Annotated in this window: 14 protein-coding genes; 5 read left to right on the forward strand and 9 right to left on the reverse strand. The window is 63.4% G+C overall.

Translation table 11 applies throughout. The features are described 5' to 3' along the window. Nucleotides 1-128 precede the first annotated feature (128 nt). A complete protein-coding gene (locus E8E68_RS16110; RefSeq protein WP_280342849.1) occupies nt 129-3,059 on the reverse strand; it encodes an aminotransferase in 2,931 nt (976 codons plus the stop codon). 191 nt (nt 3,060-3,250) lie between these two features. On the opposite strand from E8E68_RS16110, the gene E8E68_RS16115 reads away from it, so the two are divergent. Continuing rightward, nucleotides 3,251-5,440, forward strand: a complete 2,190-nt coding sequence (locus E8E68_RS16115; RefSeq protein ID WP_266032183.1) for a TonB-dependent siderophore receptor — start codon at nt 3,251-3,253, stop codon at nt 5,438-5,440. Between the two features lie 353 nt (nt 5,441-5,793). Here the strand turns inward: E8E68_RS16115 and E8E68_RS16120 are convergent, their stop codons facing one another. From E8E68_RS16120 to gloB, 7 genes are all read right to left on the reverse strand, one after another. Further along, on the reverse strand, nt 5,794-7,401 hold the full coding sequence (locus tag E8E68_RS16120; protein WP_266032184.1) for an ABC transporter ATP-binding protein: 1,608 nt from the start codon (nt 7,399-7,401) through the stop codon (nt 5,794-5,796). A gap of 1 nt (nt 7,402) precedes the next feature. Further along, nucleotides 7,403-8,422 carry an ABC transporter permease gene (locus tag E8E68_RS16125; protein WP_110744728.1) on the reverse strand — a complete coding sequence of 340 codons (1,020 nt, stop codon included), beginning with the start codon at nt 8,420-8,422 and terminating at the stop codon, nt 7,403-7,405. Between the two features lies 1 nt (nt 8,423). Beyond that, nucleotides 8,424-9,497 carry a microcin C ABC transporter permease YejB gene (locus E8E68_RS16130; RefSeq protein WP_056803365.1) on the reverse strand — a complete coding sequence of 358 codons (1,074 nt, stop codon included), beginning with the start codon at nt 9,495-9,497 and terminating at the stop codon, nt 8,424-8,426. Between the two features lies 1 nt (nt 9,498). Further along, nucleotides 9,499-11,334, reverse strand: a complete 1,836-nt coding sequence (locus tag E8E68_RS16135; protein WP_266032185.1) for an extracellular solute-binding protein — start codon at nt 11,332-11,334, stop codon at nt 9,499-9,501. Further along, nucleotides 11,331-13,160: an extracellular solute-binding protein gene (locus tag E8E68_RS16140; RefSeq protein WP_266032186.1), complete on the reverse strand. Its 1,830-nt coding sequence runs from the start codon at nt 13,158-13,160 to the stop codon at nt 11,331-11,333. Before E8E68_RS16140 ends, E8E68_RS16135 begins: the two co-directional genes overlap by 4 nt. Before the next feature lie 220 nt (nt 13,161-13,380). After that, the gene (locus E8E68_RS16145) at nt 13,381-14,811 is read right to left on the reverse strand and encodes a lytic transglycosylase domain-containing protein (RefSeq protein ID WP_266032187.1); all 1,431 of its coding nucleotides are present in this window, start codon (nt 14,809-14,811) and stop codon (nt 13,381-13,383) included. A 100-nt stretch (nt 14,812-14,911) separates the two neighbouring features. Continuing rightward, a complete protein-coding gene (gloB, locus tag E8E68_RS16150; RefSeq protein ID WP_280342859.1) occupies nt 14,912-15,691 on the reverse strand; it encodes a hydroxyacylglutathione hydrolase in 780 nt (259 codons plus the stop codon). An 85-nt stretch (nt 15,692-15,776) separates the two neighbouring features. Between gloB and E8E68_RS16155 the strand changes: the two genes are divergently transcribed. The 4 genes from E8E68_RS16155 (at nt 15,777) to E8E68_RS16170 (ending at nt 20,218) form a co-directional block, all read left to right on the forward strand. Next, entirely contained in the window at nt 15,777-16,550 is a 774-nt protein-coding gene (locus E8E68_RS16155) for a methyltransferase domain-containing protein (RefSeq protein WP_110744723.1), read from the forward strand. Nucleotides 16,551-16,565: 15 nt separating this feature from the next. Beyond that, nucleotides 16,566-17,012 (forward strand): ribonuclease HI, encoded by a 447-nt coding sequence (gene rnhA / locus E8E68_RS16160; protein ID WP_029886642.1) that lies wholly within the window; start codon nt 16,566-16,568, stop codon nt 17,010-17,012. Between the two features lie 51 nt (nt 17,013-17,063). Beyond that, nucleotides 17,064-17,822 carry a DNA polymerase III subunit epsilon gene (gene dnaQ, locus E8E68_RS16165; RefSeq protein ID WP_266032189.1) on the forward strand — a complete coding sequence of 253 codons (759 nt, stop codon included), beginning with the start codon at nt 17,064-17,066 and terminating at the stop codon, nt 17,820-17,822. A gap of 146 nt (nt 17,823-17,968) precedes the next feature. After that, nucleotides 17,969-20,218, forward strand: a complete 2,250-nt coding sequence (locus E8E68_RS16170) for an Orn/Lys/Arg decarboxylase N-terminal domain-containing protein (RefSeq protein ID WP_280342905.1) — start codon at nt 17,969-17,971, stop codon at nt 20,216-20,218. Here E8E68_RS16170 and E8E68_RS16175 read toward each other — a convergent pair. Continuing rightward, nucleotides 20,202-20,420 (reverse strand): hypothetical protein, encoded by a 219-nt coding sequence (locus tag E8E68_RS16175; protein ID WP_010954911.1) that lies wholly within the window; start codon nt 20,418-20,420, stop codon nt 20,202-20,204. The two genes, E8E68_RS16170 and E8E68_RS16175, sit on opposite strands and share 17 nt — an antisense overlap. Nucleotides 20,421-20,566 lie beyond the last annotated feature (146 nt).

A 20,566-nucleotide genomic window follows, 5' to 3' on the forward strand; every position in this document is an offset into this window, starting at 1 on the left:
TGGATGGGATTGCGAAGGGTAGGGCTTGAAATATTCGGTGTTCGTGAGATCGAGCGGCGCCCGCGCGGCGCTCGATCTAACAGGCGCTGAACCCCTAAAGCCCAACACCCCCAGCCCCACCCAATCCCCTACAACCCCTCACCCAGCACCCGGTCAATACAATCGACAAAGTAGTCCACGCTGGCCCGGCTGGTGCACATCGGCGGTTTGATCTTGAGGATGTTCAGGTAATCGCCAGTTGGCTGCATGAAGATACTCAGGTCACGCAGCCGGTCGCACAGCAGCATGGTTTCTTCGGTAGCCGGCTCCAGGGTGGAGCGGTCACGCACCAACTCCAGCCCCAGGTAGAAGCCCGAACCATGCGCCGCACCGGCCAGCGGGTGCTTGTCGACCAGGGCCTGCAGGCGCGCCTTGAAGTAGCGGCCGGTGTCGCGGGCGTTGTCCCACAGCCCTTCTTCCTGCATCACATCCAGCACCGCCATGCCAATGCGGCAGCTGACCGGGCTGCCACCGGCCGAGGAGAAGAAGTAGCCCTCGGCCTCCAGCGCCTCGGCGATTTCGCGGCGGGTGATGACCACGCCCAGCGGCTGGCCGTTGCCCATGCCCTTGGCCATGGTGATGATGTCGGGCACCACGCCTTGCTCTTCGAACCCCCAGAAGTATTCGCCCAGGCGACCATAACCGACCTGTACTTCGTCGGCGATGCACACGCCACCCCGCGCGCGAACCTTGGCATAGGCTTCCCGCAGGTAGCCCGCTGGCAAGGAGATGCCGCCGGCATTGCCGTACACCGGCTCGCAGATGATGCCCGCCAACTGGCGGCCACGGGTATCGAGGTCGGCCAGCTTGGCGTCGACATCGCGCAGGTAGCCTGCAGCGCTGTCGGCCCCGCGATAGCGGCCGCGGAAGGTGTTCGGCGCCTCGACCGGGTGTACCCAGTCCGGGCGGGTTTCCAACGCTTGCGGGTTGTCGGCGATCGACGTGGAGATGGCGTCGGTCGCCACCGACCAGCCGTGGTAGGCCTCCAGCACACTCAGCAGATCGCGCCCGCCGCTGTAGGCCCAGGCCAGGCGAATCGCCAGGTCGTTGGCTTCGGTGCCGCTGTTGACCATGAATACCCGGTCAAAACCTTCGGGGGCCAAGTCCAGCAGGCGTTCGGAGAACTCGGTGATGGCTGCGTAGTGGAAGCGCGAGTTGGTGTTCAACAGCGACCACTGGCGCGCCGACTCGGCGACCATGCGCGGGTGGCCATGGCCCAGCACCGCGACGTTGTTCAGCATGTCGAGGTAGGAGCGGCCCTGCATGTCGATGAGGTAGTTTCGCCAGCCGCGTTCGATGTGGGGTGGCTGCGCGTAGTAGTGCTTCTGCGAGCGGGCGAAGCTGGCATCGCGGCGTGCCAGCAGGGCCTGCGGATCCGGCAGGGGATCGGCATCGCAATCGAAGCCCAGCAGGGCGGCCGGTGAGGGGCACAGGGCCAGCCAGGCGGCAGCCTGAGACGGGGTGGCGAAGGATGGCGGCTGGAGGGTGGTGTCCAGGCACAGCTGCACGCTGAGGAAACCGCAGCTGTTGCCCAGGGCCTGGCCTTTTTCCACGGCCTGGCCGTGTGCCGGTGCGTCTTCCAGCCCCTGCAACCACAAGGCCCAGTGCGCGGTGCGCAGCCAGCCCCGGCCGTCACCGTGGCGCTGCCAGGTGCCGGCTGCCGGGGCTTGCACCGGGCTACCGTTGGGCACATGCAGCTCGACGCCGAGGGCGCAGGTGGCGGGCTCGTCGGGGCGGTCGATATGGGTTCGCGACAGGCGATACTGCCCGTGCAGGCTGCAGGCCGGGGCAGGGTGCCGGGTTAACAGGCGTTGGTCGAAGCCGGGTTGTTCCCAGTTGCCCGCTTCACAATGCTCGCTGAGCACGCCGAGGTCCACGCGCGTCACTGGTTGCCCTGCAAGTTCGGGCAGCAGCGGCGCGCAGCCGGTCAGGTCTGGGGTGGCGGGCTGCAGGCCGGCAGCTTGCAGGATGGCCGTTTGCATCAGCGCGAAAGGCACGGCGGTGGCGGTGTCGAAGATTTCCCACTCATGGGCGACGTTGTCGCGGGTGTACTGGTTTCCTGGGTCCACGGCCAGTTGCTGCGCGCTGCTTAGCACCAGCACTGCCGCGCGGTTCAGTACCAGAGGCCACAAGGCACGCAGCTCGGCCTCGGTCAGCGGGTTGAGCGCCTGGTAGGCGCTGATCGCCGGCAGGATCCGCAGCGGGTCGCCTTCGGCGTGGTGCAGCAGCGCCGCGCAGGTCACCGACAGGTCGGCGATGCGCCAGGTGCGCAGCAGGTCGCCGAAGTCGATCACCCCTTGCAACTGCCACTGGCGCTCGCCATCACGGGCCCAGACGGTGTTGTCGTCGGTAATGTCCAGGTGCACGGCCTGGCTTGGCAGCCGATCAACCAGCGGTGCGAGGTGTTCGTTGGCGAGGCGGGTGGCGTGTTCGATGCGGGCGCGTTGCTCGGTGTTGTGCAGTACGGGCAGCAGATGCTGGATCAACGCCTGGGCGTGTTGCGGGTCCCACTGCAGGGTGCGCGCAAGGCCGGGGTGGTCGAAATCGGCCAGGGCGCTGTCGAGCCGCGCGCACAGCCTGCCCATTTCGGCCATCAACTGCGCCGGCATGTGCTTGAGACGCGTCAACGGTTGACCTTCGATGTAGTCGAGCAGGCGTACCCGCAGCGGTTGGCCATCAACCTCCACGGCCAGCAAGTTTTCGCCGCTGTGTGCCGCACGTACTGCGGGCACCGACAGGCCGTGCTCACGCAGGAAGGCGAGGGCGGCATGCTGCGCCTCCAGCTCCAGCTTGGCGTAGCTGCCATGGCAGGCCTTGAGCACGTACTGCCCTTCAGCCGTGTCGACCCGGAAGTTCAGGTCCTGCTGACTGCCCAATGCCGACAACCCACCGGCAACGCCGTAGTGCATCTGCAGCAAGGCATGCGCCTGGGCTTCGCTGAGCGTGGGGCCTGGCAGGCTGGCGCGCTGGATCAGCTGCTCGAGGGCAGGGGAGACGTTTTTTTGTTGTTGACTGGGCATGGGCTCTACCGTTGGAGCAGGAGTGACAGCAGCGACTGTATGCCCGATCTGGCTGATGATGAAAGACGATCGTGATCAGAAATCCTGATAAATGGCGGCCATTTGCCACGTGCCTGGGTTGATGTTTGTGTTTGGTAAGCATTACCATTTGCATTCTGTTTCACTTCCTCAGCGCTGTCAGGAATTTACCAATGCCTTCCCGTATTCCCTCACGCCCCGCATTACTGGCGATCTGCTGTTCCGTAACCCTGATGGCGCAGGCTGCCGAGCCGATCCAGCTGGAGGCGACCGATGTCAGCGCCGATGCCTTGAAAGCGCGGCCCGACGCGTTACCGGACGAGTTTGCCGGAGGCCAGGTCGCCCGCGGCGGGCGGATGGGCGTGCTGGGTAACCAGGACTACATGGATGTGCCGTTTACCATGACCAGTTATACCGCCAAGGTGATCGAGGACCAGCAGGCGGAGGATATCGGTGACGTCTTGGCCAACGATCCTTCGGTACGTGAATCATTCGGCTTCGGCAACCAATCCAAGGTGTTCGTGATCCGTGGTTTGCCGTTGGCTGGCGACGATATTTCCTTCAATGGCCTGTACGGCATCTTGCCGCGGCAGATCATGTCCACCGACGGCGTCGAGCGGGTCGAAGTGTTCAAGGGGCCCAATGCCTTCCTCAATGGCGTAAGCCCGACCGGCACCGGCCTGGGCGGCAACGTCAACCTGCAGCCCAAGCGCGCCGGCGATGAGCCGACCCGCCGCTACACCCAGGACATCAGCTCTGATGGCCGCATTGGCGAGCACCTGGATATCGGCCAGCGCTTCGGTGAGGACAACCGCTTTGGCGCGCGCCTGAACCTCAGCCAGCGCGAAGGTGAAACCGCCGTCGACGACCAGGACCAGCGCACCAAGCTGTTCACCGCTGGCCTGGACTACCGCGGCGACAACTTCCGCGTGTCGACTGATATCGGCTACCAGAAACAGCGCATCAACCACCTGCGCAATTCGGTGCGCCTGGGCAGCACCGTGACCAAGGCCCCGACTGCGCCGGATGCCAGTCACAACTATGGCCAGAGCTGGAGCTACAGTGAGTCGGAAGATACCTTCGGCATGGTTCGTGGCGAATGGGACCTGAGCGACAACTGGACCGCCTACCTCGCCGGTGGCGCCCGTCACACACGCGAGCAGGGTACCTACGGCACGCCGGTACTGGTCGGCAACAGCGGCGCAGCGACGATGACTGCATCGGACATCGTGCACGGCGAAGACAACACCAGCTTCAGTACCGGCCTGAATGGGCGGCTGCAGACCGGGCCGATCAGCCACCAGATCGCCGTGGGGGCCAATACCATGTGGACCCAGGCGGAAAACGCCTACATCTTCTATTCGCCAATCAGCACCAACATTTACGACACCGTGCAGCAGGCCAAGCCGGGCACGGTCACCAGCACGGGTGGCGAAATGGGTGACCCTGGTGTCACCGGCAAGACGCGCGCGCGGAGCATCGCCATTTCCGACACCATTGGCGTCTTCGATGACCGCCTGCTGCTGACTTACGGCTTGCGACGGCAGCAACTGCGGGTGGAAAGCTACACCTACGATGGCACTGTCTCCCAAGGGCAGCCCAACCTGGCGAATGACGGCAGCCGCAAAGGCGACCCGTACGAGGAGTCGATCACCACACCGGTCTATGGCATCGTTTTCAAGGCTACCGACAGCATTTCCTTGTATGCCAACCGCATCGAAGGCCTGGCGCAGGGGCCGACGGCGCCAGCCAATGTGTCGAACGCCAGCGAGATGTTCCCGCCAGGCCGCACCAAGCAGCTTGAGGCTGGTATCAAGTTCGACCGACAGACCTTTGGTGCGAACCTGGCCGTGTTCCGTATCGAGAAGCCTTCGGACGGCTACACCTTGAACAACGTCTTCGTTCGCGACGGCGAGCAGGTCAACAAAGGGCTGGAGTTGAGTCTGTTCGGCGAGCCGGTCCAGGGCTTGCGCCTGATGGCCGGCGGCACGCGCATGACCTCGGAGCAGAAAAATACCGCCAACGGCAGCAACGATGGCAACCATGCCATCGGCGTGCCGACATTCCAGCTCAATGCCAGCGTCGACTGGGACGTGCCCGGCGTGCCGGGGCTGGCGCTGAATGCGAGGATGCTGCGCACCGGTGGCCAATTCGTCGATGCGGCGAACAATGTCAGCCTGCCGACCTGGAACCGTTTCGATGCCGGTGCCCGTTACAAGTTGAAGGTAGCGGAGAAAGACCTGACCTTGCGGGTGAATGTGGAGAACTTGACCGACAAGAACTACTGGGCCTCGGCTAACGGCGGTTACCTGACCCAGGGTGACCCGCGGCTGGTGAAGTTCTCCGGGACCATCGATTTCTGATAACCCCGGGCGTACACACTCTCCAGGTGTTCTGCGCCCGATTGCGTCAGGGCAGCAGGGCGCCTGCCTTGGGTTTTGCGGTGTTGCGTAGATCGAGCGCCGCCCGCGCGGCGCATCGCGAGCTGCGCTCGCTCCTACAGTTGTTTCGGGCCAATTAATCCTGGGGCATGTGCGCGCGTCCCCTTGGCGCCCACCTCGCTATCGTGGGGGACAAACAGGGCGGTCGCGCGCGCAGGCACAGGCGATACTGGCCCGAAACAACTGTAGGAGCGAGCGCAGCTCGCGATGCGCCGCGCGGGCGGCGCTCGATCTCAAACACGCTGCAAGAATCAAGGCGAACACACACCCTTCCTCTACAAACCCTCAACCTCCAAAAACGCCGCCTCCAGCAACTGCCGCGTATAGGGATGCTGCGGCGCATGGAAAATCGCCTGCGCGTCCCCTTGCTCCACCACATGGCCATGCTTGATCACCATCAATTGGTGGCTCAACGCCTTGACCACTGCCAGGTCATGGCTGATGAACAGGTAGGTCAGGTTGTACTTCTGTTGCAGATTACGCAGCAGCTCCACCACTTGCCGCTGCACGGTACGGTCCAGCGCCGAGGTGGGCTCATCCAGCAGAATCAGCGCCGGCTTCAGCACCAGCGCCCGGGCAATCGCTATGCGCTGGCGCTGGCCACCCGAAAACTCATGCGGGTAGCGATGCCGCGTGCGCGGGTCCAGCCCCACTTCCTCCAGCGCCGCGATGATCGCCGCTTCCTGTTCCTGCGCATTGCCAATACCGTGAATGCGCAGCCCTTCGCCGACGATATCCGCTACGCACATGCGTGGGCTCAGGCTGCCAAACGGGTCCTGGAAAACCACCTGCATTTCGCGCCGCAAGGGTCGCACGGCCTTCTGGTTCAGCCCGTCGAGGTTATGCCCATGGAAGCGAATGCCTCCCTGGCTGGAGATCAGGCGCAAGATTGCCAGCCCCAATGTCGACTTGCCTGACCCGGACTCGCCAACGATTCCCAGTGTCTGCCCCTGCGGCAAGCTGAAGTTGATCCCGTCCACCGCCTTTACATGGTCGACCGTACGCCGCAGCAGGCCCTTCTTGATCGGGAACCACACCTTGAGATCGTTCACCTCCAGCAACGGTGCGCCGACCGGGTTGTGCGCTGGCAGCCCGCTGGGCTCGGCGTTGATCAGCATCTGCGTGTAGTGGTGCTGAGGGGCACTGAACAACGTCGCGCAATCAGCCTGCTCGACAATTTGCCCGCGCTGCATCACGCACACGCGATGGGCGATGCGCCGTACCAGGTTCAGGTCATGGCTGATCAGCAGCAGGGCCATGCCCAGACGCGCCTGCAGTTCCTTGAGCAGGTCGAGAATCTTCAACTGCACGGTCACGTCCAGCGCCGTGGTGGGTTCGTCGGCAATCAGCAGCTCCGGCTCGTTGGCCAGTGCCATGGCGATCATCACCCGCTGGCGCTGGCCGCCGGACAGTTCGTGGGGCAGGGCCTTGAGGCGCTTGCGTGGCTCGGGGATGCCGACCATGTCCAGCAGCTCCAGGGTGCGCGCAGTGGCTTCCTTGCCGGTCAGGCCTTTATGCAGCAGGAGGATTTCGTTGATCTGTTTCTCGATGCAATGCAGCGGGTTCAGCGAGGTCATCGGCTCCTGGAAGATCATCGCAATGCGGTTGCCGCGAATGCGTTGCAGGGTCTTTTCGTTCTGTTGCAGCAGGTCTTTGCCTTCGTGGCGGATGCTGCCGCTGGGGTGGCGGGCCAAGGGGTAGGGCAGCAGGCGCAGGATCGAATGCGCGGTCACCGACTTGCCGGAACCACTCTCGCCCACCAGGGCCAGTGTCTCGCCCTTGCGGATATCGAAGCTGATGCCGTCCACCACCCGGTTGACCTGGTCGCCGGTAACAAACTCCACCGCCAGGTCGCGCACTTCGATCAGGTTCTGTTCACTCATGTCACTTCCTCGGGTCGAAGGCATCGCGGGCGGACTCGCCGATGAACACCAGCAGGCTAAGCATCAATGCCAGCACGGCAAACGCGCTGATGCCCAGCCACGGCGCCTGCAGGTTGGACTTGCCCTGGGCCACCAGTTCGCCCAGCGAGGGCGAACCGGCGGGCAGGCCGAAGCCGAGGAAGTCCAGGGCGGTGAGGGTACCGATGGCGCCGGTGAGAATGAATGGCATGAACGTCATGGTCGAGATCATGGCGTTGGGCAGGATGTGCCGGTACATGATCGCGCCGTTGCGCATGCCCAGGGCGCGTGCGGCGCGCACATATTCCAGGTTGCGCCCGCGCAGGAACTCGGCGCGTACCACGTCCACCAGGCTCATCCACGAGAACAGCAGCATGATGCCCAGCAGCCACCAGAAGTTTGGCTGCACGAAGCTGGCAAGGATGATCAGCAGGTACAGCACTGGCAGGCCCGACCAGATTTCCAGGAAGCGTTGCCCGGCCAGGTCGACCCAACCGCCATAGAAGCCCTGCAATGCGCCGGCGATAACGCCGACGATCGAACTGGCCACGGTCAGGGTCAGGGCGAACAGTACCGAAATGCGGAAACCGTAGATCACCCGCGCCAGCACGTCGCGGCCCTGATCATCGGTGCCCAGCCAGTTGTCTGCCGAAGGCGGAGCCGGGGCAGGGACGCGCAAGTCGTAGTTGATGCTCTGGTAGCTGAACGGGATCGGCGCCCACAGCACGAAGCTGTCTTTGCTGGCCAGCAGTTCGCGGATGTACGGGCTCTTGTAATTGGCCTCCAGCGGGAACTCACCGCCGAAGGTGGTTTCCGGGTAGCGCTTGAACGCCGGGAAGTACCACTCGCCGTCATAGCGCACGGCGATGGGTTTGTCGTTGGCGATCAGTTCGGCGCCCAGGCTCAGGCCGAACAGGATCAGGAACAGCCACAGCGACCACCAGCCACGGCGGTTGGCCTTGAAACGCTCGAAGCGTCGGCGATTGAGGGGGGACAAGGCCATGTCAGTGCTCCCGGCTGGCGAAGTCGATGCGCGGATCGACCAGGGTGTAGGTCAGGTCGCCGATCAGTTTCACCACCAGCCCCAGCAGGGTGAAGATGAACAGGGTGCCGAAGACCACCGGGTAGTCGCGGTTGATGGCCGCCTCGAAACTCATCAGGCCCAGGCCGTCGAGGCTGAAGATCACCTCGATCAGCAATGAGCCAGTGAAGAAGATACCGATGAACGCAGAGGGGAAACCGGCGATCACCAGCAGCATGGCGTTGCGGAACACGTGGCCATACAGCACCCGTGGCCGGCTCAGGCCCTTGGCCTTGGCGGTGACCACATACTGCTTGTTGATCTCGTCGAGGAAGCTGTTCTTGGTCAGGAGGGTCATGGTGGCGAAGTTGCCGATGACCAGCGCGGTGATCGGCAGCACCAGGTGCCAGAAGTAGTCCAGCACTTTGCCGGTGGTGCTCAGCTCGTCGAAGTTGTTGGACGTGAGCCCGCGCAGCGGGAACCAGTCGAAATAGCTGCCGCCGGCGAACAGCACGATCAGCAGGATGGCGAACAGGAACGCCGGAATGGCGTAGCCGACGATGATCGCCGAACTGGTCCAGACATCAAAGTGGCTGCCGTGGCGCACCGCCTTGGCGATGCCCAGCGGGATCGACACCAGGTACATGATCAACGTGCTCCACAGCCCCAGCGAGATCGACACCGGCATCTTCTCGATGATCAGGTCGATGACCTTGGCGTCACGGAAGAAGCTGTCGCCGAAGTCCAGCTGGGCGTAGTTCTTGATCATGATCCACAGGCGTTCGGGCGGCGACTTGTCGAAGCCGTACATGCGCTCGATCTCGGCGATCAGCGCCGGGTCCAGGCCCTGGGCACCGCGGTAGTTGGAGCCGGCCACGGACACTTCGGCACCGCCACCGGCAATGCGGCTGGTGGCGCCTTCGAAGCCTTCGAGCTTGGCGATCATCTGCTCGACCGGGCCACCGGGGGCAGCCTGGACGATGATGAAGTTGATGATCAGGATGCCGAACAGGGTCGGGATGATCAGCAGCAGGCGGCGCAGGATGTAGGCAAGCATGTCAGTTGGCCTCGTCCGCAGAGGCTTCGCTGACCGCCGGGGTCACCCCGGGCTTGATCCACCAGGTGTCGATGCCGATGTCGTACTTGGGCGACACTTTCGGGTGGCCGATGTGGTTCCAGTAGGCCACGCGCCAGGTCTTGATGTGCCAGTTGGGGATCACGTAATAGCCCCACAGCAGTACGCGGTCGAGGGCGCGGCAGTGGTCGATCAGGCTCTGCCGCGAGTCGGCGTTGATCAGCTGGTCCACCAGTTGGTCGATGGCCGGGTCGCGCAGGCCGATGAAGTTGCGGCTGCCGGGGTTGTCGGCGGCGGCGCTGGACCAGAACTCGCGCTGCTCGTTGCCAGGCGAATTGGATTGCGGGTAGCCGCCAACGATCATGTCGTAGTCACGCGAGCGCAGGCGGTTTATGTACTGCGAAACATCGACACGGCGAATGTTCAGCTCGATACCCAGGTCGGCAAGGTTGCGCTTGAACGGCAGCAGAATGCGTTCGAACTCGGTCTGCGCCAGCAGGAACTCGATGCTTGCCGGCTTGCCTTGGGCGTCGACCATCTTGTCGTCGACGATTTTCCAGCCGGCTTCCTGCAACAGCTTGTAGGCCTGGCGCTGCTGCTCGCGGATCATGCCGCTGCCATCGCTCACCGGGTTGCGGAAGGCTGCGGTGAACACCTGGTCGGGCACTTTGCCGCGCAGTGGTTCCAGTATTTTCAGCTCGTTGGCGCCGGGCAGGCCGTGGGCGGCCATTTCCGAGTTCTCGAAGTAGCTGCCGGTGCGGGTGTAGGCGCCGTTGAACAGCTGCTTGTTGGTCCACTCGTAGTCCAGCAGCAGGCTCAGGGCCTGGCGCACACGCACATCCTGGAACACCGGGCGACGGATGTTGAAAATGAAGCCCTGCATGCCGGTGGGGTTGCCGTTAGGCAGCTCCTCCTTGATCAGCCGGCCGTCGCGCACGGCGGGGACGTTGTAGGCGGTGGCCCAGTTCTTTGCACTGACTTCCAGGCCATAGTCGAATGCCCCGGCCTTGAGCGCCTCCAGGGCGACGGTGGTGTCGCGGTAGGCGTCGAACGTCATGGCGTCGAAGTTGTAGAAACCGCGGTTGATCGGCAGGTCCTTGGCCCAGTAATCCTTGACCCGTTCGTAGCGCACCGAGCGCCCGGCCTTGACCTCGGCGACCTTGTACGGGCCGCTGCCCAACGGGATTTCCAGGTTGCCGCGGTTGAACTCGCGGTTTTCGTACCAGTGCTTGGGCAGTACCGGCAGCTGGCCGAGAATCAGTGGCAGCTCGCGGTTGTTCTTGTGCTTGAACTTGAACAGCACCTTGAGCGGGTCTTCGGCGACCACTTCGGCGACGTCGGCGTAGTACTGGCGGTACAGGGGCGCGCCGTCCTTGATCAGGGCGTTGAAGGTAAATACCACGTCGTCGGCACGCATCGGATGGCCGTCATGGAAGCGCGCCTGCGGGCGCAGGTAGAAGCGCACCCAGCTGTTATCAGGGGCTTTTTCGATCTTGCCGGCCACCAGGCCGTACTCGGTGAACGGCTCATCCTGGCTCTGGCGCATCAGCGTGTCGTAGATGATGCTGATGTTTTCGGCCGCGACGCCCTTGTTGATGAACGGGTTCAGGCTGTCGAAGCCACCGAAGCTGGACTGGCGAAAGGTGCCGCCCTTGGGGGCGTCGGGGTTGACGTAGTCGAAGTGCTTGAAGTCAGCGGGGTACTTGGGCGGCTCGTCGTACAGGGTGAGGGCGTGTTGCGGTGCGGCCAGGGCGGGAAGGCTCAGGCAGGCGAGCAACAGGCTGCCTGCCAGCCGGCGCAGACGGTGCGTTGGCGTCATTGGGCTTTCTCCGAAGTCTTGATCCACCAGCTGTTCAGCCCCAGGGTATAGGGCGGCGTGGTGACGAAGGCGAACCGGTTGCGGTAAGCCAGGCGGTGGTTGTCGAGGTACCAGTTGGGGATCATGTAGTACTGCCATGAGAGCACGCGGTCCAGGGCACGGGCGGCAGCGACCTGGTCATCGCGGGTACGTGCGGCCAGCAGGGTGTCGAGCAGGTGGTCGACGACCGGGTCCTTGACCCCCGCATAGTTCTTGCTGCCCTTGGTCGCGGCCTGGCTGGAGTGGAAGTACAGCCACTGTTCAAGGCCGGGACTGAGGGTCTGGTTCAGGGTCATCAGAATCATGTCGAAATCGAACTGGTCCAGGCGTTGTTTGTACTGGGCACGGTCTACGGTGCGCAAGCGCGCATCGATGCCGATGCTGGACAGGTTTTCGACATAAGGTTGCAGGATGCGTTCAAGGTTGGGGTTTACCAGTAGCAGCTCCATGCGCAGCTGCTGGCCCTTGCTGTCGACCAGGCGCTGGCCGTTCAGCTTCCAGCCGGCGTCAGCGAGCAGGCCCAGGGCCTGGCGCAGGGTCTGGCGGCTGATGCCACGGCCGTCGGTGTGGCTGACCTTGTACGGTTCGCTGAACAGCTTGGCCGGCAACTGGTCACGGAATGGCGCCAGCAACAGCCATTCCTTGCCGGTGGGCAGCCCGCTGGCGGCGAACTCGCTGTTGGGGTAGTAGCTGGTCGAGCGCCGGTAGGCACTGCTGAACAGTGCGCGGTTGGTCCATTCGAAGTCGAGCATCAGCCCAAGCGCCTGGCGCACCCGCGGGTCACTGAAGGTGGCCCGGCGGCTGTTCATGAACAGGCCCTGGGTTTGGGTGGGGATGCTATGCGGGATCTGTGCCTTGATCACCTCGCCACGGCGCACGGCCGGGAAGTTGTAGCCGTTGGCCCAGTTCTTTGCCTGGTGCTCGATATAAATGTCGAACTCGCCCGCCTTGAACGCCTCGAAGGCCACCGTGGCGTCACGGTAAAACTCGTACTCCACGCGTTTGAAGTTGTACTTGCCACGGTTTACCGCCAGGTCCTTGCCCCAGTAGTTCTTCACCCGCTCGAACACCAGCCGGCGCCCGGGCTGTACCTCGGTGATGCGGTAGGGGCCGCTGCCCAGTGGTGGCTCGAAGGTGGTGGCCTTGAAGTCACGCTTTTGCCAGTAATGCTTGGGCAGCACCGGCATTTCGCCCAGGCGCAGGATCAGCAGCGGGTTGCCGGCGCGCTTGAACACGAAGCGGATTCGCAGCGGGCCGAGGATGTCGACCCGTTGTACTTCCTGCAGGTTGGTGCGGTAGATCGGGTGGCCGTCCTTGAGCAGCGTGCGGTAGGAAAAGGCCACGTCTGCCGAGGTGATCGGCTGCCCATCATGCCAGCGGGCTTCCGGACGCAGGTTGAATACCACCCAGCTGCGGTCCTCGCTGTACTCCACCGAACGGGCAATCAGGCCATAGCTGGAGGTGGGTTCGTCACCGGACGGGTCGTACTGCCCGGTGCCGACCATCAGCGGCTCGTTCAGCTCGCTGATGCCGTACTGCTGGAAATTGGGCGTGGTGATCGGGCTCGACCCCTTGAAGGTGTAGGGGTTGAGGGTGTCGAAGGTGCCAAAAGCCATGGCCCGCAAAGTACCGCCCTTGGGCGCTTGCGGGTTGACCCAGTCGAAGTGGGTGAAGGTGGCTGGGTACTTGAGCGTGCCGAACTGCGCGTATCCGTGGCTTTCGCTCACCATCGCGGCTGCGGGGAAGCTCAAGGCCAGGCTGAGTGACAGCAGGAGGGGACGTATCAAGTCGGCATCCGATCCAGAGGCGTTGGGCTTTGATCGAGTACAGTAACAGCTTGGTGGGGTTGGAAAAAGAGAGGGGCTGGGGTTTTCCAGTGGCTGGGTTTTCAGGCCCATTCGCGGGCCCGCCCGCTCTCACAGGTACGGCACTGGCTTTGAGGGCTGTGAAACACCTGTGGGAGCGGGCGTGCCCGCGAATGGGCTGCAAAGCAGCCCTTGTAACGACTCAATGCCCGAGGTAGACGGTCAGGGTCTGGCCTGGCTTGAGGGCATGGCCGCTGCGTGGGTTCCAGCGCTTGAGGTGCTTCATTTCCACATTGAAGCGCTTGGCTACCAGATACAGGGAGTCGCCCTTGCGGACCTTGTACTGCGTGGAGCGCTTCCCGGAAGCGGCAACCCGGTTGCCGGCGGCACTCGAGGCGTTGCCGCCGCGCAGGGCCAGGACCTGGCCGGCGCGCAGGCTGTTGCCGGACAGGCGGTTCCAGCGCTTGATGTCCTTGACCGACACCCGATTGGCCTTGGCGATGGCGCCCAGGTTGTCGCCCCGCTTGACCCGGTAGCTGCGTGTGGCCACCGGTGCCTTGGCTTCGGCCACGGCGCGGGCGAACGCGGCCTTGGGCGGCTGCAGGCTGACCAGCTGCTCTGGGTTGAGGTTGGACAGGCTGGCACTGAGCAGCTGTGCCTTGGCGGTCGGTACCAGCAGTTGTTTAGGGCCGTCGACGGTCATACGCTTCTTGAACGCCGGGTTAAGCTGGATCAGCTCGTCCTCGTCGATGTTGGCAAAGGCTGCAACGCGGGTCAGGTCCAGGCGTTCATTGATCGCCACCGCCTCGAAGTACGGTTCGTTGGCGATCGGGGTGAGATTGACGCCATAGGCTTCTGGCGTGGACACCACCTGCGACAGCGCCAGCAACTTGGGTACGTAGTCGCGGGTTTCCTGTGGCAGGGGCAGGTTCCAGTAGTCGGTCGGCAGGCCGAGCTTTTCGTTGCGCTCGATGGCCCGGCTGACGGTACCTTCGCCGGCATTGTAGGCCGCCAGGGCAAGCAGCCAGTCACCGTTGAACATGTCGTGCAGGCGGGTCAGGTAGTCCAGCGCCGCGTTGGTCGATGCGGTGACGTCGCGGCGGCCGTCATAGAAGTTGGTCTGGCGCAGGTTGAAGTGACGACCGGTGGCGGGCATGAACTGCCACATGCCGGCGGCGCTTGCACGCGAGTACGCCATCGGGTTGTAGGCGCTTTCGATGGCCGGCAACAAGGCCAGCTCCAGCGGCATGCCACGTTCTTCAAGACGTTCGACGATATAGTGCAAGTACAGGCTGCCACGCTCGCCAGCGCTTTCGATGAAGGTTGGATTGCTGGCGAACCACAGGCGCTGCTGCTCGATGCGCGGGTTGACGTCGATGCTGTCCTGCAGGGCGAAGCCCTGGCGCATGCGCTCCCATACATCCTGCGGCGCCTGCTCGGCCGGCTTGACCAGTAGCGGCGAAGGCTTGTGCTTGATCCGCGCCTGGTAGTTGTGCGCGCGAACGCTATCGGATTCGTCGAGCTGACGGGTGCTCTGGCAGCCCACCAAGGTGGCGGCCAGAGCCAGCGCACTGATTTGGGCCAGACGCGTCAGGGCGACGGAATGAGAGGTTCTGCGGCTACGGGAAGACATCGGCTGATACAGGTATCCGGGCGAAAAAGTTCGGCGATTCTAGAAACCGCTCCGGGCCTGGTCAACCTTTGACCATCACTTGCGATATATCTTGCGGTTATCAGAAGGTGTCCTTCCAAGACCTCAAGGCAGCAAAAACAGCGACATGCGAGGTGTTCGAATGTCCCTTCCATTCGTCTGCTTTTTGTTTAACTAATGTTTCAGAGGTACGCAAAAAGGGGTTGGTCAGGCGTTCCAGGCCAATCGTCGATGGCAAGCTGATGCGATTTTCCGCGCGCAACCGGCTAACGTCTTCGAACCGTTGCTGAACATGCGGATTGCTGGGCTCCACTGCCTTGGCGAAGCGCAGGTTGCTGAGGGTGTATTCGTGGGCGCAGTACACCTCGGTTCGCTCTGGCAGCGCCGCCAGGCGGGCGAGGGCAGGCTGCATCTGTTCGGGTGTACCCTCGAACATGCGCCCGCAGCCGGCGGCGAACAGGGTGTCGCCACTGAACAGGATGGGCGTTGCTGGCTGGTCGCTGAAGAAGGCGATATGCCCCAGCGTGTGACCGGGCACTGCGAGCACCTGGAAGCCCACGCCCAGCACTTCCAGCAGGTCGCCGTCGTTCAATGCCAGGTCGCGGCCGGGGATGCGCTCGTTGGCCGGGCCGCAGACCCGCGCGCCGCTCAGTTGCTTGAGCCGTTCAACGCCGCCGACATGATCGTTGTGGTGGTGGGTGACCAGGATGTCGCTCAGCGTCCATCCGGGGTTTGCCGCCAGCCAGCGTTCCACCGGGCCGGCATCACCCGGGTCAACCACCGCGCAACGGCGTTTGGCAGTATCCTGTAACAACCAGATGTAGTTGTCGGAGAAAGCGGGGAGAGCATCGATCTGTATCATGGTGCGGATCCGATTCGCCTAGCGTGGCACATGAGGGCATCTTAGCCGCGATGGCGCGGTGGGAGAACCTTCGAAGGAGAGCGCAATGACCGACCAAGCGTTTGCCCAGGCCGACCCGGACTGGGTCGAGCTGATCAGCCTGGCCCGTGAGTGGTTCAACGGCCCACTCGGGCAACTGATGCTCAAGGAGGAGGACAAACTGCTGGAAGAAGAGCTAGGGCGCTTCTTCGGGGGTTACCTTGTGCATTATGGGCCATGCGCCGAGGCACCGCCCAGCGCCCCGCAGGTGCAGCGCAACGTGCGCCTTGGCGCGCCATTGCCGGGGGTGGAGATCGTCTGCGAAGAGCAGGCGTGGCCGCTGAGCGAGCATGCCGCCGACGTGGTGGTACTGCAGCACGGCCTGGACTTCTGCCTTTCACCGCATGGTCTGCTGCGCGAGGCGGCCAGTGCAGTGCGCCCGGGCGGGCATCTGCTGATCGTCGGCATCAACCCGTGGAGCAGCTGGGGCATGCGCCATTTCTTCAGCCATGGCGCCCTGCGCAAAGCGCGTTGCATCTCGCCTTCGCGGGTGGGCGACTGGCTCAACCTGCTGGGTTTCGCGCTGGAGAAACGCCGCTTCGGGTGCTATCGTCCGCCGCTTGCCTCACCTGCCTGGCAGCAACGCCTGGAGGGCTGGGAACGACTGGCCGGCGGCTGGCAGGGCTCTGGTGGCGGGGTATACCTGCTGGTGGCGCGCAAGATGGTGGTAGGCCTGCGGCCTCTGCGGCCGGAACGCCGCGAGCCAATGGGCAAGCTGCTGCCGCTGCCACTGGCGAAGGTCAACCGCACCGCAGCCAACCCCGAAACTGACAAGCACTGAATTCAAGAGTGGTACATGAGCGATAGCGTCGAGATGTTTACTGATGGTGCCTGCAAGGGCAACCCTGGCCCGGGTGGCTGGGGCGTGCTGATGATCTACAAGGGCGTCGAGAAGGAACTGTGGGGCGGCGAACGTGAGACCACCAACAATCGCATGGAGCTGATGGCCGCGATCCAGGGCCTGATGTCGCTCAAGCGTGAATGCGAGGTGGTCCTGACCACCGACTCGCAGTACGTGATGAAGGGCATCAACGAATGGATGGTCAACTGGAAGAAGCGCGGCTGGAAGACCGCCGCCAAGGAGCCGGTGAAGAACGCCGACCTGTGGCAGCTGCTGGATGAGCAGGTCAACCGCCACAAGGTGACCTGGAAGTGGGTGCGCGGCCATATCGGCCACCCCGGCAACGAACGCGCCGACCAGCTGGCCAACCGGGGGGTTGATGAGGTGCGCGCCCAGCGTTGAGCTGGGTTACAATCGCCGCCTTTGTAACTGATGCAAGTTGGAGCGCCCCGCGTGGAGCAGCAGCAAGATAAACGGTTCGTCATTCTCGATACCGAAACCACGGGTATGCCGGTTGGCGAAGGCCACCGGATCATCGAGATCGGCTGCGTCGAGGTCATCGGCCGGCGCCTGACCGGGCGGCACTTCCACGTCTACCTGCAGCCGGACCGCGAGAGTGACGAGGGCGCCATCAACGTCCACGGTATCACCGATGCGTTCCTGGTCGGCAAGCCACGTTTTGCGGATGTTGCCGAGGAATTCTTCGCGTTCATTCAAGGTGCCACGCTGGTCATCCACAACGCGGCGTTCGACGTTGGTTTCATCAACAACGAATTCGCCTTGCTCGGCCAGCAGGATCGTGCGGACGCTGCGCAATATTGCACCATCCTCGATACCTTGCTGCTGGCACGCTCGCGTCACCCGGGGCAACGCAACAGCCTGGATGCGCTGTGCAAACGTTACGACATCGACAACTCGGGCCGTGAGCTGCACGGCGCGCTGCTCGACTCGGAGCTGCTGGCAGACGTCTACCTGGCGATGACCGGTGGCCAGACCAGCCTGTCGCTGGCTGGCCATGGGGCAGACGCCGATGATGATGGGCAGGGCGCTGGCGGTAGCGAGATCCGCCGGATTGTCGGGCGTGCGCCTGGGCGGGTGATCATGGCCAGTGCTGAAGAGCTGGAGGCGCATGCCGAGCGGCTGGCGGCCATCGCCAAGTCGGCGGGTGGGCCTTCGATGTGGCAGGCCCTGACCGAGACGCCGGCGGGTTGAGACGCTTGGCTTGCCGTGGGTTGTGCGGTGGTGTTGAGGTCGAGCGCCGCCCGCGCGGCGCATGATTTACGCCCCACCCCAACCCTCAAGACAGGCACGTCAACTACCCTGAAATGGACCCCATGTCCTTCGGAGGTAGCCACCTGATGTACAAGGACCTCAAGTTCCCGATCCTCATCGTCCACCGCGCCATCAAGGCCGACAGCGTTGCCGGCGAACGGGTGCGCGGAATTGCCGATGAGCTGACCCAGGACGGCTTCACCGTCATCAAGGCCGCTGACCACGCCGAAGCACGCCTGGTCGCCGCCACCCACCACGGCCTGGCCTGCATGCTGATCGCGGCCGAAGGCGCCGGCGAGAACACCCACCTGCTGCAGAACATGGCCGAGCTGATCGGCTTGGCCCGCCTGCGTGCACCCAACCTGCCGATCTTCGCCCTGGGCGAGCAGGTCACTTTGGAAAACGCACCCGCCGAGGCCATGAGCGAGCTCAACCAGCTGAGGGGCATCCTCTACCTCTTCGAAGACACCGTACCATTCCTCGCCCGCCAGGTGGCGCGAGCTGCACACGCATACCTCGACGGCCTGCTGCCGCCTTTCTTCAAGGCGTTGGTGCAACATACCGCGCAGTCCAACTATTCCTGGCATACCCCGGGGCACGGCGGCGGCGTGGCTTATCACAAAAGCCCGGTTGGCCAGGCCTTTCACCAATTCTTCGGGGAGAACACCCTGCGCTCGGACTTGTCCGTTTCGGTCCCTGAACTGGGCTCGCTGCTCGACCATACCGGCCCGCTGGCCGCAGCCGAGGCCAGGGCCGCACGCAACTTCGGCGCTGACCACACCTTCTTCGTCATCAATGGCACCTCGACCGCCAACAAGATCGTCTGGCACGCCATGGTCGGTCGTGACGACCTGGTATTGGTGGACCGCAACTGTCACAAGTCGGTGGTGCACGCGATCATCATGACCGGCGCCATTCCCCTGTACCTGTGCCCCGAGCGCAATGAACTGGGCATCATCGGACCGATCCCGCTCAGTGAGTTCAGCGCCGAGGCAATTGCGGCGAAGATCCAGGCCAACCCCTTGGCTCGCGACCGTGGGCAGCGAATCAAGCTAGCGGTGGTGACCAACTCGACCTACGACGGGCTGTGTTATCACGCGGGAATGATCAAGCAAGCCTTGGGTAGCAGTGTCGAGGTCCTGCACTTTGACGAGGCCTGGTTTGCCTATGCGGCGTTCCATGACTTTTTTGCCGGGCGTTACGCCATGGGCACCACCTGCTTGGCAGAAAGCCCGCTGGTGTTCAGCACCCATTCCACCCACAAGCTGCTGGCCGCATTCAGCCAGGCTTCGATGATTCACGTGCAGGACGGCGCCAGGCGTCAGCTGGACCGGGACCGTTTCAACGAAGCGTTCATGATGCACATCTCGACTTCGCCACAGTACAGCATCCTCGCGTCGCTGGACGTGGCCTCGACCATGATGGAGGGGCCGGCCGGGCGCTCGCTGCTGCAGGAAATGTTCGACGAGGCGCTGAGCTTTCGGCGTGCCTTGGCCAACCTGCGCGAGCACATCGCTGCTGACGACTGGTGGTTCAGTATCTGGCAACCGCCGACTGCCGAAGGCATCCAGCGGCTGGCGGCACAGGACTGGCTGCTGCAGCCCGGAGCTGACTGGCATGGGTTTGGTGAGGTGGCAGACGACTACGTGCTGCTCGACCCGCTGAAGGTCACCCTGGTAATGCCTGGCCTGAATGCCGGCGGGGCGCTGGGCGCGCATGGGATCCCGGCCGCCGTGGTCAGCAAGTTCCTCTGGGAGCGCGGATTGGTAGTGGAAAAAACCGGTCTGTACAGCTTTCTGGTGCTGTTTTCCATGGGGATCACCAAAGGCAAGTGGAGCACCTTGCTCACCGAGTTGCTGGACTTCAAGCGGCACTATGACGGCAACACTCCGCTGAGCAGCTGCCTGCCGAGCGTGATGGCTGCTGATACGTCACGCTACCAGGGCATGGGCCTGCGTGACCTGTGCGACCAACTGCATGACTGTTACCGCGGCAACGCCACGGCCAAGCAGCTGAAGCGCCTGTTCACGCGCTTGCCGGAAGTCGCCGTGAGCCCGGCCCGGGCATATGACCAGATGGTCCGCGGCGAAGTGGAGGCGGTGCCGATCGAGGCACTGCCAGGGCGTGTGGCGGCGGTGATGCTGGTACCGTACCCACCCGGCATTCCATTGATCATGCCGGGAGAGCGGTTTACCGAGGCAACCCGTTCGATCCTTGATTACCTTGCGTTCGCCCGGGCGTTCAACCAGGGCTTCCCCGGTTTTGTCGCCGACGTGCACGGCCTGCAGAATGAAAACGGCTGCTACACGGTAGATTGCATCACGGAATGCGGGTGATCTCGACGCCGCTGCGGGCCAGTTCGAAACGGTTTTCACCCAGGTGGTTGACCTTGTCGCCGATGGCCAGGCGGTAGGTGGTGATGGGGGCGCCCAGCGTGCTGCCGTCAAGTTGCAGGGTCGACTCCTGGAACTCGTGCACGGGGTAGATACGGCCTTCGGCGTCACGGGCGTGGAATTGGCCGACCATTACTGCTGCCATTTGGGTGGAAACCTCTGAAATACGTAGGAAATGTCTGCAGGCATAGACCGTGGAACAGCGCCGGAAGTTTTCGGTTTTGTGAAAAAAAACCAAAGCGGCGAGAAACGGTCATCTATAACTACAACGTCCTTTTACCCCGCAAAGGT

The sequence above is a fragment of the Pseudomonas sp. BN607 genome (assembly GCF_029871175.1).
GTDB lineage: Bacteria > Pseudomonadota > Gammaproteobacteria > Pseudomonadales > Pseudomonadaceae > Aquipseudomonas.